This window comes from Luteibacter sp. NPDC031894, from assembly GCF_050273135.1.
GTDB lineage: Bacteria > Pseudomonadota > Gammaproteobacteria > Xanthomonadales > Rhodanobacteraceae > Luteibacter.
In genome coordinates this window covers 1,009,526-1,023,569 of record NZ_JBNNMV010000001.1, presented here as the reverse complement: position 1 = coordinate 1,023,569, position 14,044 = coordinate 1,009,526, and the positions used below count along the sequence as shown (strand labels likewise).

At 67.1% G+C, this 14,044-nt stretch carries 11 protein-coding genes; 5 read left to right on the top strand and 6 right to left on the bottom strand.

The genetic code is table 11. The features are described from left to right. Positions 1-34: 34 nt before the first annotated feature. The gene (locus ACQKIE_RS04890; RefSeq protein WP_427456355.1) at positions 35-2,401 is read right to left on the bottom strand and encodes a phosphoketolase family protein; all 2,367 of its coding nucleotides are present in this window, start codon (positions 2,399-2,401) and stop codon (positions 35-37) included. Positions 2,402-2,488: 87 nt separating this feature from the next. Further along, positions 2,489-3,334: a restriction endonuclease gene (locus ACQKIE_RS04885; protein WP_427456353.1), complete on the bottom strand. Its 846-nt coding sequence runs from the start codon at positions 3,332-3,334 to the stop codon at positions 2,489-2,491. Positions 3,335-3,482: 148 nt separating this feature from the next. On the opposite strand from ACQKIE_RS04885, the gene ACQKIE_RS04880 reads away from it, so the two are divergent. Next, positions 3,483-4,016, top strand: coding sequence for a hypothetical protein (locus ACQKIE_RS04880; RefSeq protein ID WP_427456351.1), 534 nt, complete (start codon positions 3,483-3,485; stop codon positions 4,014-4,016). A gap of 7 nt (positions 4,017-4,023) precedes the next feature. On the opposite strand, the gene ACQKIE_RS04875 is transcribed toward ACQKIE_RS04880, so the two are convergent. Continuing rightward, positions 4,024-4,965, bottom strand: coding sequence for an HDOD domain-containing protein (locus ACQKIE_RS04875; RefSeq protein ID WP_427456349.1), 942 nt, complete (start codon positions 4,963-4,965; stop codon positions 4,024-4,026). Positions 4,966-5,142: 177 nt separating this feature from the next. Here ACQKIE_RS04875 and ACQKIE_RS04870 point away from each other — a divergent pair, with 177 nt between their 5' ends. Both ACQKIE_RS04870 and ACQKIE_RS04865 read left to right on the top strand, forming a co-directional pair. Then, a complete protein-coding gene (locus tag ACQKIE_RS04870) occupies positions 5,143-6,012 on the top strand; it encodes a pseudouridine synthase (RefSeq protein ID WP_427456347.1) in 870 nt (289 codons plus the stop codon). Between the two features lie 103 nt (positions 6,013-6,115). Next, positions 6,116-7,513 carry a DHA2 family efflux MFS transporter permease subunit gene (locus tag ACQKIE_RS04865; protein ID WP_427456345.1) on the top strand — a complete coding sequence of 466 codons (1,398 nt, stop codon included), beginning with the start codon at positions 6,116-6,118 and terminating at the stop codon, positions 7,511-7,513. A 37-nt stretch (positions 7,514-7,550) separates the two neighbouring features. Here the strand turns inward: ACQKIE_RS04865 and aat are convergent, their stop codons facing one another. From aat to trxB, 3 genes are all read right to left on the bottom strand, one after another. Next, entirely contained in the window at positions 7,551-8,261 is a 711-nt protein-coding gene (gene aat / locus ACQKIE_RS04860; protein WP_427456343.1) for a leucyl/phenylalanyl-tRNA--protein transferase, read from the bottom strand. Then, positions 8,258-9,391, bottom strand: coding sequence for a GNAT family N-acetyltransferase (locus ACQKIE_RS04855; protein ID WP_427456341.1), 1,134 nt, complete (start codon positions 9,389-9,391; stop codon positions 8,258-8,260). The genes aat and ACQKIE_RS04855 overlap by 4 nt, the downstream gene beginning before the upstream one ends. Before the next feature lie 61 nt (positions 9,392-9,452). Then, positions 9,453-10,415 carry a thioredoxin-disulfide reductase gene (gene trxB, locus ACQKIE_RS04850; protein ID WP_427456339.1) on the bottom strand — a complete coding sequence of 321 codons (963 nt, stop codon included), beginning with the start codon at positions 10,413-10,415 and terminating at the stop codon, positions 9,453-9,455. A gap of 164 nt (positions 10,416-10,579) precedes the next feature. Here trxB and ACQKIE_RS04845 point away from each other — a divergent pair, with 164 nt between their 5' ends. Both ACQKIE_RS04845 and ACQKIE_RS04840 read left to right on the top strand, forming a co-directional pair. Beyond that, positions 10,580-11,644: an alanine dehydrogenase gene (locus ACQKIE_RS04845; RefSeq protein ID WP_427456337.1), complete on the top strand. Its 1,065-nt coding sequence runs from the start codon at positions 10,580-10,582 to the stop codon at positions 11,642-11,644. Positions 11,645-11,675: 31 nt separating this feature from the next. Next, positions 11,676-14,021 carry a DNA translocase FtsK gene (locus ACQKIE_RS04840; protein WP_427456336.1) on the top strand — a complete coding sequence of 782 codons (2,346 nt, stop codon included), beginning with the start codon at positions 11,676-11,678 and terminating at the stop codon, positions 14,019-14,021. Positions 14,022-14,044 lie beyond the last annotated feature (23 nt).

The window sequence follows — 14,044 nt, the reverse complement described above, 5'->3', positions numbered from 1 at the left end:
CCGACGACGGAGGGCACGTTTCGAAAGACGCCCCTCACGCGGCGTCCTCGGCCTTCCACTGCCAGTCGCGAACGTCGGGCAGGTCCTGTCCGTGCTCGCTCACGTACAGCTTGTGCCGCTCGATATCGGCCCAGTACCGCTGTGCCGCCTTTTCGCGTTCGCCTGCCAGGCGGGGAATGCGGTTGATCGCGTCGAGCGCGAGCTGGAAGCGGTCCATGTTGTTCAGCACCATCATGTCCAGTGCCGTCGTGGTGGTGCCTTCTTCTTTGTATCCGCGCACGTGGATGTTGTCGTGGTTGCGGCGGCGATAGGTCAGCTTGTGGACGATGCCGGGATAACCGTGGAAGGCGAAGATCACCGGGCGGTCCGTGGTGAACAGGTCGTCGAAGCGGTCGTCGTCCATGCCGTGCGGGTGCTCTTCCGGCGGTTCCAGCGACATCAGGTCCACCACGTTCACCACGCGGATGCGGATGTCCGGCACGTAGTCGCGCAGGAGCATCACGGCCGCCAGCACTTCCACCGTCGGCGCGTCGCCCGCGCATGCCATGACCACGTCGGGATCGTCACCGCCGCGGCTGGCCCATTCCCAGATACCGGCACCGGCCGCGCAATGGCGCTCCGCGGTCTCGATGTCCAGCCACTGCCAGTCCGGCTGCTTGCCGGCGACGATCACGTTCACGTAGTGCCGGCTGCGCAGGCAATGGTCGGCGACCGAGAGCAGGCAGTTCGCATCCGGCGGCAGGTAGATGCGGACGATCTCGGACTTCTTGTTGGCGACATGGTCGATGAAGCCCGGGTCCTGGTGCGAGAACCCGTTGTGGTCCTGGTGCCAGACGTGGGAACTCAGCAGGTAGTTGAGCGACGCGATGGGCGGTCGCCAGGACATTTTCCTCGTTACCTTCAACCACTTCGCGTGCTGGTTGAACATGGAATCGATGATGTGGATGAAGGCCTCGTAGCAGGAGAAGAACCCGTGTCGACCGGTGAGGAGGTAGCCCTCCAGCCACCCCTGGCACTGGTGCTCGCTCAGCACCTCCATCACGCGGCCGGCAGGGGAAAGGTCCTCGTCCACGGACTCCGTCCGGGCCAGCCACGTCTTGCCGCTGGCCTCGTAGACCGCCTCGAGGCGGTTCGACGCCGACTCGTCGGGCCCGAAAAGGCGGAAGTCTTCCATGTTCCGCCGCATCACCTCACGCAGGAATCGCCCGAGGACGCGTGTGGCCTCGGCCTTGTGGTCGCCCGGAGTTTTCACGTCCTCGGCGAAGTCGCGGTAGTGCGGCATGTGCAGCGGCTTCATGAGCAGGCCGCCATTGGCGTGCGGATTCATGCCCATGCGGCGGCGCCCCTTGGGCGCCAGCGACGCGAATTCCTCACGGAAGCGCCCGCGCTCGTCGAACAGTTCCTCCGGCTCGTAACTCTTCATCCAACGCTCGAGGATGGCCAGGTGCTCCTCGTTCTCGAACTTAGCGATGGGTACCTGGTGCGCGCGCCACGTGCCTTCCACGGGCTTGCCGTCGACCACCTTCGGACCCGTCCAGCCCTTGGGGCTGCGCAGCACGATCATCGGCCAGCGCGGGCGCGTCGCGTTCTCGGCGCTGCCGGTGCGTGCTGCCTGCTGGATGCGTGCGATCTCATCGAGGCAATGGTCCAGCGCGGCGGCGAAGGCCTGGTGCATGGGCTCGAATTCGTGGCCTTCGACGAAGTGCGGCTCGTAGCCGTAACCGCGCATGAGGTCGCGCAATTCCTCCGGCTCGATGCGAGCGAGGACGGTGGGATTGGCGATCTTGAAGCCGTTGAGGTGGAGGATCGGGAGCACCGCGCCGTCGCGTTCCGGATTGAGGAACTTGTTCGAATGCCAACTCGTGGCTAGCGCGCCGGTCTCCGCCTCGCCGTCGCCGACGACGCAGGCCACCACGAGATCGGGGTTATCGAACGCCGCACCGAAGGCATGCGAGAGCGAGTAACCAAGCTCGCCGCCTTCGTGAATCGAACCCGGCGTTTCCGGCGCCACATGGCTGGGGATGCCGTACGGCCACGAAAATTGCCGAAACAGTTCGCGCATGCCCGCGGCGCTACGGTCGATGTGCGGGTAGATCTCGGTATACGAACCTTCGAGGTAGGTATGCGCAACCAGGCCGGGCCCGCCGTGACCCGGGCCCATGACGTAGATCATGTTGAGGTCGCGCTCGACGATCGCGCGATTGAGATGGGTGTAGATGAAGTTCAAGCCGGTCGTCGTGCCCCAGTGGCCGAGCAGGCGATGCTTGATGTGCTCCTTGCGCAACGGCTCCTCGAGCAGCGGATTGTCGCGGAGGTAGATCTGGCCGACGGTGAGGTAGTTGGCGGCGCGCCAGTACGCGTGCATGCGGCGCAACAGGTCGGGCGCTAGCGTCTCGGTCATGGGTGCTTCCAGGCGGCGGGTTCACCAACCAGCCTATGACCAGGGGTATCCGGCCGGCGTGAAAGAACCGGGCGCCATTTGGGCGCTTTAGTCCGGGGAGCCCACTTCGCGCGTGTTTTGTTCCATGACCTTCATCGCGTCTTCGGCCTTGCGCCGTGAATCGCGCGCCGCGGCGGCGTCCGCCGCTTCCCGCACGCGCGCTCGTTCCGCAAGTTCGCGCGACAGCGACGATTCCGCCTGCGTGGCGGCCGCCGCCGCGGGAGGCGGTGGAAGCACGGGCGGCGCCACGGGTGACGACGCGGGCGCTGGTGCCGTGGCGGCGGCGTTGTCGGCGGTCGGGGCCGGAGGCGCCTCGGCGCGACGCGACATGGCCCGCCAGATGAAGATCCCGAGCAGCAGGGCGATACCGAGGACGAGGAGCAGCGGCACGAGGCGCGAACCGATGCCGTCCGAACGGCGTCGCCCCTTGCCTCCCTTGCGGGAGCCGACCGTCGGCAGCGCGACGCCCGGGATCGACGTGTCCAGGTGATCGGGCAATTTCAGCATGACCCGGAGGACATCGCCGTCGATGAGCTGCAGACGCGGCTGGCGACGCGGCACGGCACGCGCTTCGGCGCTGAACTGGCCGCGCGTCACGAGGATGCCCCGCGTGGCGGCTTCATTGAGCATGGTGCCGAGGAGTTCGTTCACTTCCTGCAGCTGCACCTCGAGGGCGTCCCAGTGCTTGCACTGGACGATGACGGTCTCGTTGCCGCGATACAGGCGCAGGTCGAAGGCGCCCTCGAGCTGCTTCAGCGACGCCCGCGGCGCGTGGTATTCCACCCGCCAGCCCTGGTCACGATAGTGTTCCGCGAGCAGGTGCTCGAAGTCGTGCCAGCCGAGCCGTGCGAGTGCGTCCGTGCCGGCGGGCGAAGGCGGTCGCGCCGAAAACATCGATATTTGATACCTGCCAGGGTGAGGTCGCCATGATAACGCCTCGGACTGTCGATCCGGGCACGCTTTTCACGTTCGTGAGGATTGCCGCGGCACGGGCCCAGCCGGTAAATTGGGCGATTGTGTTCGGGGAATCCGGGGGAACGACGTGTTCAAGCAAGTACTGACCGTGGCCGCCGCGCTGGCGTTGTCCGGTTGCGGTGGCAAGACGGTGATCGAGAGCGACATGAGCCGGATGGTGGCCGCAAGTCCGGCGTCGCCGTGGCTGACGGTGGAAGGTTCGACCGGTTCGCTCGTGACGGTGACCGGACTGGATGAGAAGGCCCGGGTGCAGGTGACACCCGATGTCGCTTCGGTCGTGCAGGCGCGCGTGCGCACCTTGCTGCAACCGCGCTACTTCACCGATCTGATCATCAATTGCAGCGACCTGAATGTGGCGGTGTCCGCGAAGGCGGACGACGAGAACGCTCCGCCGGCGGCTCACCTGGATCTTTCCGTGAACTGTCGCCTCGTCGCGCGCGGTCCCGTCGCAACGAAGACGTATCGTTTTCGTCAGTCCCTGCCGGTCGATCCCGCGGCGCCGCACTTCGATGTGCTGGTGCCGAAGCTGATCGAGGCGTCGGCCGGCGACTTGGCCGAGAAGCTCTGGGCGGACGTGCCAACACCCGTCGCGGGACGCTGACCGGGCCTCAGGCTTCGGTAGCGATTGCCGCGGAGCGAAGGTCGTCGCGGCAGGCCAGCAGCCGTTCCTGGCTGAACCCCTGCGCCGGCGTCGCCAGGAGCACCGCCTCCGCATCGGCGGCACCGCGTTCGATCAGGACATCCAGCATCGCCACGCGGCTGGCGGCGAGCAGCGCTCGCCCGAGCGGCGTGCGCGCTCCCGCGTCCGCGGGGTCGGCCCGCTCGGCCAGGGCCTGCACCACGCGCGAGGGGAAATTCCAGTGGCGCGCCGCGTGCAGCGAGAGGCGCTCGATCTGCTGCCCGAGGGCGGCGACGAAGGGGCGGCTGAAGGCAAGGGCCGTCGGGTCGGGCACACGCTCCACCTCGCGCAGGATCGCTTGCGCACCGGTCTGGCTGGCGAGGCCGGCGAGGAATGACTCGAAGGGGTCGCACGCACCCTGCGCCAGGAACACGCAAGCCCGCGCGCAGCGCTCCGCGTGCTCCCACAGGCGGTCGCCGGCCTGACGTCCCGCCTCGCTGTCGTCGGTGTGCAGGATCGGCCGCATCACCATCTGCATCACGACGCGCCGCAGGCCGTCGTGGCCCAGCAGCGTGATGGCCTGCGGCAGGCTCGCCACGGGCCGGGCCGTGCGGAAGTAGGCGCTGTTGGCAACGCGGATCACCTCGCCGACCAGCACGGTGTCCCTGGCAATCTGCTCGGCCAGCGCGCGGCTGTCCGTATCGTCGCTGCGCAGCGAACGCATGAGCTGGGGCACCACCGCGGGCAGGCGGGGCAGGGTGCCGACATCGAAGCGCTCGCCGCCGAAGGCATCGCGCACGCGCCGGAGCACGGACTGCTCGCCGGAGGTCAAGCCCAGGTCCTGAGAGGGGTCGATGGCGAAGACGAGCCGGTAGAACCGGTCCTCGATCTCGTCCGCAGGCAAGGCGCCCGGAGGGGCCTCTCCCGTCACGGCGACGGTGGGCGCGGGGATCGGCGGCTGTGAGCGTTCCCGCGCGACGGGGGCCGTCGATGCGGCGCCGCCGAACCACTTCCTGAAGAACCGGCCGATCACGGGAAAGCTCCGGGTGTGGGTGGGTGGGGACGATGGACGCAGTATAAGTCGCGGCGATGCTCTTAAGATGGCCGGATGGAACCGTCGCTTCCCGTGAGTCGTGTCGCCCTCCCGCCCGGTGGGTGGGCTTCGCTGCTCGACTTCCTCTGCGAGCGTTTCCCGGCGATCGGCCGGGAGGTGTGGCTCGAGCGCATGGAACGGGGGCTCGTCACCATGGACGGCGTCGCCGTACCTCGGCTCGCACCTTACCGCCCGGGTTCCGTGGTCACGTACCGCCGCGAAGTCGTCGACGAACCTCGCATTCCTTTCGACGAAACCATCGTCCACATCGACGACGATCTCGTCGTCGCCGATAAGCCGCACTACCTGCCGGTGATGCCGGCGGGGCGCCATGTCGAAGAGACCTTGTCGGTCCGCCTCGTCCGTCGCCTCGGGAACCCGGACCTCGTGGCACTGCATCGGCTGGACCGTGGCACGGCCGGCTTGGTGGTGTTCTCGGCGCGGCCGTCCAGTCGCGACGCCTATACGCGCCTGTTCCGCGAACGCGCCATCGCGAAGACTTACGAGGCATTGGCGCCCCCGCTTCCCGGGCAGCGCTTTCCTTTCACCTACGAAAGCCGCCTCGAACGCGGCGAGCCGTTCTTCCGCATGCGCGAAGCGGCGGGGCCACCGAATGCGTGCACGCACATCGACGTGATCGAGCGTGGCGATCGCCTCTGGCGTTATCGGCTCGAGCCGGTCACGGGGCGCAAACACCAGTTGCGCGTGCACATGGCCGCACTTGGCGCGCCGATCCTGGGCGACACGGTCTATCCGGTGGTCCGGGAAGAGGTCCCCGGCTTTGCCGACCCGTTGTGCCTGCTGGCCCGAGAGCTCCGGTTCATCGATCCCCTGACGGGTCAAGAACGCATCTTCCGCAGCGACCGCCAGGAACCCGCCCTGTAGGAGCCGCTATAGCGGCGAGCAAGCCACGGATCGGTCTGCAAAGTGGCTCGACCTTTCATCGGCGCGAGCGCAAACTACGCACTTCTCCGCCGCCCGTCCCCGGATGAACGCCGCCCCAGGCTTCCGCACTGTCGCCCTGATCATCGCGAGCGCGATGTTCATGGAGCAATTGGACGGCACCATCCTTGCCACGGCGCTGCCCGCGATGTCGGAGTCATTCGACGTCTCGCCGCTGCACATGAGCGTGGCGCTCACCTCGTACATGCTGAGCCTCGCCGTGTTCATTCCGGCCAGCGGGGCGATCGCGGATCGCTACGGTTCGCGCAACGTTTTCCGTGCCGCGATCGCGCTGTTCACGGTGGGATCGATCCTCTGCGGTGTTTCCGCGAACCTGCCTTTGCTGGTGCTGTCGCGCCTGCTGCAAGGGATCGGCGGCGCCATGATGGTGCCGGTGGGCCGGCTCGTGCTGCTTCGTTCGGTGCCGAAATCCGAGCTGGTTTCAGCGATGTCCTGGCTGCTGGTGCCGGCGTTGATCGGCCCGGTCGTGGGCCCGCCGTTGGGCGGCTTCATCGTCACCTGGGCATCGTGGCGATGGATCTTCTACATCAACGTGCCGATCGGTCTGGTTGGCATGTGGCTCGCCTCCCGCTATATCCCCGACATACGCCTGCCCGACAAGGTCCGCTTCGACCGCCTGGGCTTCGTGCTTTCGGGCGTGTCGCTTTCGTGCCTGGTTTTCGGCCTGGAGATGGCGAGCCATGGCGCGACATCCGTCGTGGGTTCCACGGGGCTGGTCGTCACCGGCCTCGTCGCCGGCGCGTTGTACGTGTGGCATGCGCGCCGCGTGGAGAATCCGATCCTCGACCTGTCGCTGATGCGCTTCACCACGTTCCGCCTCTCGGTGGTGGCCGGTTCCCTCACGCGTATCACCGCGGGCGGCATGCCGTTCCTCCTGCCGCTGATGATGCAGTTGGGTTTCGGCCTCTCCGCGGCGCACAGTGGTGTCGTCACCTTCGTCTCCGCGCTCGGCGCGATGCTCATGAAGGCGACATCCACGCCGGTGCTGCGCAAGTGGGGCTTCCGCAGCACGATGGTCTGGAACGGCGTGCTGTCGATGATCTGCGTGGGTTTGTGCGCCGCGTTCCGACCCGATTGGCCGCTGTGGACGATCTACACGATCCTGCTGCTGGGTGGCTTCTTCCAGTCGCTGCAATTCAGCGCGTACAACACGGTGGCGTATGCGGACGTGCCAAGCGAGCGCTTCTCCGCCGCCACGAGTTTCTATTCCACCTTCCAGCAACTGATGCTGTCGCTGGGCATCTGCGTGGCCGCCGCGGCGCTGCACGCCTCGGTGGCGTGGCATGGCTACGATCGCGCGAAGTTGCCCGACTTCAGCGTGGCGTTCCTGGTCATCACCTTCATTTCGCTGGTGGCCGCGCCGGTGTGTGCGCTGTTCCCGCGCAATGCGGGATCGGAGATGAGCGGACACCGCTCTCGCTGAGTCGGCGTGCCTTGTAGGAGCCGCTATTGCGGCTCCGCTAGGGCAATGCGAGCGGGTACTTCACCCAAGGGCCGACGACACCCGGCATCGCTGCCAGCTGCCTTGCCTGCGCCACGAAATCGCGGCGGGGCAGTTCGATGGCGCCCATGCTGAGCAGGTGGTCGTTGGTGACCTGGGCGTCGAGCAGCGGGAAGCCCCATGCGTGGAGCAAACCGCACATGGCTGCCAGCGCCGCCTTCGACCCGCCGGAGCGCGCACTGAACATCGACTCGCCGCAGAACAGCCGGCCCACGGCGACGCCGTAAATACCGCCGACCAGCGAACCTCGGTCCCATACCTCGACGCTGTGTGCATGCCCGCGCCGATGCAGTTCCTCGTACGCCTCGATCATGTCGTCGCCTATCCAGGTGCCGGGCTGGCCGTCGCGTGGCGCGGCGCACGCGCGCATCACACGGCTGAACGAGGTGTCGGCCGTCACGCGCCAGGATGAATGGCGCAACTGCTTTCGCAGGCTCCGGCTGATGTGCACGCCATCGGTACGGAAGACGCAGCGCGGATCCGGCGACCACCAGAGGATCGGCTCATCCGCGTTGAACCACGGGAACACACCCTGGCTATAGGCCGCCAGCAGGCGTTCAGGCGAGAGATCGCCACCCCACGCGAGCAGTCCGTTCGGCTCGGCGAGCGCCGATTCCGGATCGGGAAAGAGTCCGAGTCGCGTGCGATGCAGTTGCGGCAACGTGATCATCGGTCGGCATACGGGGAGTGGGCCAGGAGTTCCTCACGGTACGCCTCGCGATGCGCGGCCTCCTGGCGCAAGGCGTCTGCCACCGCGCGGCGAAAGCCTTCGTGGGCAATGTAATGGCGCGAGTGCGTCAACGTGGGAAGGAAGCCTCGCGCCAGCTTGTGCTCACCCTGTGCCCCGGGCTCGAAACGTGCGAGTCCTTCGCGGATGGCGTAGTCGATGCCGCGGTAATAGCACAGTTCGAAATGCAGGCCCGACAGTTCCACGCTGGCACCCCAGTAGCGCCCATAGAGCGCGTCGCCGCTGCGCAGGAACAGTGCCATCGCGACGATGTCGTGGCTGTCGCGCGCAATGGCCACCTGCACGTTCGGGCCGAGCGTGCGCCCCAGGTACTGGAAGAAGCGTGCTGTCAGCGCCGCATGGTTGCCCTTCATGTCGAAGGTCAGTTCGTAGAGGGCGTGGATCTGGCGCCATTCGGTGTCGGACAGCGCGTCGCCGGCACGCATCTCCACCGTGAGACCGGACGCATGCGCATGCGCCCGTTCCTGCCGGATGTTCCTGCGCTTCTTTGAGGTCAGGGCGGCGAGGAACGCGTCGAAGTCGGCGTAGCCGCGGTTGTGCCAATGGAACTGGTAGTCCGCACGGACGAGCCAGCGGTCGTCGAAGGCGTCCAGGTCGGCATCCGCGAGGAAGTTCGCGTGGATGGAGGAGAGGCCGAGGCGGTCCGCCTCGTCGACGAGGGCCGCAGTAAGTCGATTGCGCATCACCTCCGCCTGGATACCCTCGCGCACCAGCAGGCGCGGCCCCGGCACGGGGGAGTAGGGCGAGGCGACGAGCAGCTTCGGGTAATAGTCGCCGCCGGCGCGTTCCCAGGCGGCGGCCCAGCTCCAGTCGAAGACGAACTCGCCGTGCGAATTGCCCTTGAGGTAGGTGGGGGCGGCGGCAACCAGCCGTCCGTCCTCGAAGATGCCGAGGTGGTGTGGCCGCCAGCCATAATCCTCGCGCAGGCACCCCTTCGCCTCCATGCCATGCAGGAACGCGTGCGATACGAAAGGGTTGCCGTCGGGCACGAGCGCGTCCCAGTCGGCGGCAGGAATGCCGCCGAGGCCGTCAAGGAAGCGCGTATCACTCATGGGACACACCAGGGCTGTGGGAGGCCTGTGGGAAGCGCGCTTCCCACGACACCCCGCAGCCTTAGGCGAGCAGGTGCTGCTGGTCCAGCCAGCGTTCGGCGTCCAGCGCGGCCATGCAGCCGAAGCCGGCCGAGGTGATCGCCTGGCGATACACGTGGTCGGCCACGTCGCCCGCCGCGAACACGCCCGGTACGGAGGTGGCCGTGGCCATGCCGCTCAGGCCGGACTGGATCTGGATGTAGCCGTCCTTCATTTCGAGCTGGCCTTCGAAGATGCCGGTGGCCGGGGTGTGGCCGATGGCGACGAAGAAGCCCTGCACATCTAGATCGCGCTTGATGCCGGTATTCACGTCCTTGACGCGGACGCCGTTGACGCCCGAATCGTCGCCCAGCACCTCGTCCACCTGGTGGTTCCAGAGGAGCTCGATCTTGCCGGCGGCGGCTTTCTCGAACACCTTGTCCTGCATGATCTTCTCGGCGCGCAGCTTGTCGCGGCGGTGCACCAGGTAGACCTTGCGGCAGATGTTGGAGAGGTACAGTGCCTCTTCCACGGCCGTGTTGCCGCCGCCGACCACGACCACGTCCTGGTCGCGGAAGAAGAAGCCGTCACACGTGGCGCAGGCGGAGACGCCGCGGCCCTTGAACTTCTCCTCGGAGGCGATGCCCAGGTACTTGGCCGTGGCGCCGGTGGTGATGATCAGCGCGTCGGCCGTGTACTCGCCACTATCGCCCTTCAGGCGGAAGGGGCGGTTGGACAGGTCCACGCTGTGGACGTGGTCGAAGACCATCTCCGTTTCGAAGCGCTCGGCGTGTTCCGCCATGCGGCGCATCAGGTCCGGGCCCTGGACACCCTTTTCGTCGCCCGGCCAGTTGTCCACCTCGGTGGTGGTCATCAGCTGACCGCCTTGCTGCAGGCCGGTGATCATCGTCGGCTTCAGGTTGGCGCGCGCGGCATACACCGCCGCCGTATAGCCGGCGGGGCCGGAGCCGAGGATCAGCAGGCGGCTGTGCTTGGGGGTGCTCATGTATAATCCTTGGGTTTACTGCGGCGTGTTCGGTCGTACGGACGTTGTCGACCCGGAAGAATGGGGAAGACAGAGGTGCGATTCAAGACATTCGCCTCAAAGACGGCGGTCGCCCCGTCCCCACGGAGCGGCTTTATTCTGTACTTTCAGGACCCTCCAACAAGATGCGCATCGGTATTCCCTCCGAAACCAAGACCCTCGAAGGCCGCGTGGCCCTCATCCCCGCCGCCGCCGCCGACCTCGTCCGCCGCGGCCATGAGGTCTTCATCCAGGCTGGCGCCGGCACCAAGAGCGGCTACGCCGATGCCGACTACGCCGCGCTGGGCGTCACCGTGGTTCCCGACGCCGCCGCCGTCTACGAGAAGGGCGAGCTGATCGTCAAGGTCAAGGAGCCGATCGCCGGCGACCTCGCGCTGCTGAAGAAGCACCACCTCCTGTTCTGCTACCTGCACCTGGCCGCCGAGCCGGCGCTGACGAAGAGCCTGCTGGACATCGGCCTGACCGGCGTCGCCTTCGAGTCCGTGGACGAGAACGGCGCGCTGCCGCTGCTGCTGCCGATGTCGGTCATCGCCGGCCGCATCGCGACCCAGATCGGCACCACGCTCCTGCACCAGCCGAACGGCGGCAAGGGCAAGCTGCTGGGCGGCATGGCCTCCACCCCGCGCGGCAAGGTCGTCGTCCTCGGCGCCGGCGCGGCCGGTGGCAACGCCGCGGCGCTGGCTGCCTCGGCCGGTGCCAACGTGGTCGTGTTCGACAAGCGCCCGGACCGCATGGCCGAGATGATGGCCCTGGGCCCGAACGTCACCGCGCTGTACGCGTATGAGTCGTCGGTGGCCGAGGAAGTGCGCAACGCCGACATCGTCGTCGGTGCCGTGCTGATCCCGAGCGCCAAGGCGCCGCGCGTCGTTACCGAAGACATGGTCAAGACGATGGAGAAGGGCTCGGTGCTCGTCGACATCTCGATCGACCAGGGCGGCTGCTTCGAGACCTCGCGTCCGACCACCTGGAAGGAGCCGACGTACGACGTCCACGGCGTGACGCACTTCTGCGTGACCAACATGCCGGGCGCCGTGCCGCAGACGTCCTCGACCGCCATCTCCGCCGCGATCCTGCCGTACGTGCAGCGCCTGGCGGCCGGCAACGAGTGGCGCGACTACGCTCCGCTCGCCGCGGGCATCAACATCGAGAACGGCAAGATCGTGCACCCGGCCCTCCAGGGCGTGGCATGATGCCGAAAACCGGGACCGAGGTCGCTCGTTAGTGGCGCGAAGCGCGAAAGTCGTAAAGAGGCAGGCCAAGGCGCAGGTCAAGGCCCAGCGTGAGGGCTTGAGCGACGAGCTCAAGCGCCGCCTGCGTGAAGCCGGGGCACTGCTCCTGTTGCCGCTCGCCCTTTACCTCCTCGTATGCCTGCTCAGCTACAACGACCAGGACCCGAGCTGGGGCCACATGGGCGTCGCCGACCATGCCACCAACTTCGGTGGCGCGGTCGGCGCGAACATCGCCAACCTGCTCAGGTACATTTTCGGCCTGGTGTCGTACGGCTTCCCGTTGTTGCTCCTCGCGCTGGGGATCCAGGTGATCCGCCAGCGCGGCGAGCGCAACGTGCAGCCCTGGGAGCCGTCGTTGCGGCTCATCGGTTTCGTTTTCTTCTTCATCACCGCACCGGCGCTGGTCTATCTCAACGTCGACGCGGTCGTCTTGCCTGAAGGCCCCGGCGGCATCGTCGGCAAGTGGGTGGGCCACGGCCTGCACAACGCCTTCGGCGACAAGGGCGCGCCGCTTCTGCTGCTCGCCGTCTGCCTCATCGCCATCACCCTCGCCACGGGCCTTTCCTGGTTCCGCCTGATGGACGCCACTGGCGAACTCGTCATGCGGCTGGCCGGTTGGTTCGGTGGCAAGCTGCGCCGCGCGCCCGACGTCATGGCCGCGCGCTCCGCCCGCGCCGAGCGCGAGGTGGTCAAGAAGGCGGAGGCGGTCAAGCAGGCCAAGCGTGAGCCGGTGCGTATCGAGACCCCCACGCCGATGGTGGTCAAGAGCGAACGCGCCACGCGCGAAAACCAGATCCCGCTGTTCACCGGCGCATCGATGGACGGCGAGATTCCGCCGCTGTCGCTGCTCGACGAGGCACCGCCGCAGGGTCCGGGGTATTCCGAGGAAACCCTCGAGGTCCTCTCCCGCCAGGTGGAATTGAAGCTCAAGGATTTCCGCGTCGATGCCCGCGTGGTCGGCGTCTATCCCGGTCCGGTCATCACGCGCTTCGAACTCGAGCCCGCCGCCGGCGTGCGCGGCAGCCAGGTGTCCAGCTTGGACAAGGACATCGCGCGCGGCCTGTCCGTGGTCAGCGTGCGCGTGGTCGACGTCATTCCGGGCAAGAACGTCATCGGCCTGGAAATCCCGAACACCAAGAAGCAGATCGTCTACCTCTCCGAGATCCTGCGTTCCGAGCGCTACGATCAGGTGAAGTCGCCACTGGCGCTCGCGCTCGGCAAGGACATCGGCGGCAAGGCCGTGGTCACCGACCTCGCCAAGATGCCCCACCTTCTCGTGGCCGGCACGACCGGCTCGGGCAAGTCCGTCGCGGTGAACGCGATGGTGCTGAGCCTGCTGTACAAGTCCAGCCCCAAAGACGTCCGGATGATCATGATCGATCCGAAGATGCTGGAGCTCTCGGTCTACGAGGGCATTCCGCATCTGCTGGCGCCGGTGGTCACGGACATGAAGGAAGCCGCCAACGCGCTGCGCTGGTGCGTGGCCGAGATGGAGCGTCGCTACAAGCTCATGGCGGCGGTGGGCGTGCGTAATCTCGGTGGCTTCAACAAGAAGGTGAAGGACGCCGAGAACAACGGCCAGCCGTTGCTCGACCCCTTGTTCCGTGCGAACCCGGACATGCCGGGCATGGTCGCCGAGCCGCTGGAACCGCTGCCGCACATCGTCATCATCATCGACGAATTCGCCGACATGATGATGATCGTCGGCAAGAAGGTGGAAGAGCTGATCGCGCGCCTCGCGCAGAAGGCGCGCGCCGCCGGCGTGCACCTGATCCTCGCCACGCAGCGTCCCTCGGTGGACGTCATCACCGGCCTCATCAAGGCCAACATTCCCACGCGCATCGCCTTCCAGGTGTCCTCGAAGATCGATTCGCGCACCATCCTCGACCAGTCGGGCGCCGAGGCGCTGCTGGGCCACGGCGACATGCTTTACCTGCCGCCGGGCACCGCCACGCCGGAGCGCGTGCACGGCGCCTTCGTGGACGACCACGAGGTGCACAACGTCGTGGAGTGGCTGCGCGCACAGGGCACGCCGAACTACATCGACGGCGTGCTGGAGGAAGTGCAGTCCACCTCGGACGGCAAGATCATCAACGACGCCGGCCTTCCGCAGGACGCCGATGGTGATAGCGACAGCGACAACGCGCTCTACGACCGCGCGGTACGCGTCGTCACCGAGACGCGTCGCGCGTCCATCTCCGGCGTGCAGCGCCACCTGCGCATCGGTTACAACCGTGCCGCCCGCCTCGTCGAGCAGATGGAGCAGGACGGCATCGTCAGCGCTCCGCAGCACAACGGCAACCGCGAAGTCCTCGCGCCGCCGCCCCCGAAGGACTGAGTTCGCCGCCCAGTGCGCCGAAC

What these genes read in the sequence shown, in the direction of transcription:
- ACQKIE_RS04865 (WP_427456345.1), top strand. Translation starts at nt 6,116, where the DNA reads ATGAACGCCGCCCCAGGCTTCCGCACTGTCGCCCTGATCATCGCGAGC.
- aat (WP_427456343.1), bottom strand. Translation starts at nt 8,261, where the DNA reads ATGATCACGTTGCCGCAACTGCATCGCACGCGACTCGGACTCTTTCCC.
- trxB (WP_427456339.1), bottom strand. Translation starts at nt 10,415, where the DNA reads ATGAGCACCCCCAAGCACAGCCGCCTGCTGATCCTCGGCTCCGGCCCC.
- ACQKIE_RS04870 (WP_427456347.1), top strand. Translation starts at nt 5,143, where the DNA reads ATGGAACCGTCGCTTCCCGTGAGTCGTGTCGCCCTCCCGCCCGGTGGG.
- ACQKIE_RS04890 (WP_427456355.1), bottom strand. Translation starts at nt 2,401, where the DNA reads ATGACCGAGACGCTAGCGCCCGACCTGTTGCGCCGCATGCACGCGTAC.
- ACQKIE_RS04845 (WP_427456337.1), top strand. Translation starts at nt 10,580, where the DNA reads ATGCGCATCGGTATTCCCTCCGAAACCAAGACCCTCGAAGGCCGCGTG.
- ACQKIE_RS04855 (WP_427456341.1), bottom strand. Translation starts at nt 9,391, where the DNA reads ATGAGTGATACGCGCTTCCTTGACGGCCTCGGCGGCATTCCTGCCGCC.
- ACQKIE_RS04885 (WP_427456353.1), bottom strand. Translation starts at nt 3,334, where the DNA reads ATGTTTTCGGCGCGACCGCCTTCGCCCGCCGGCACGGACGCACTCGCA.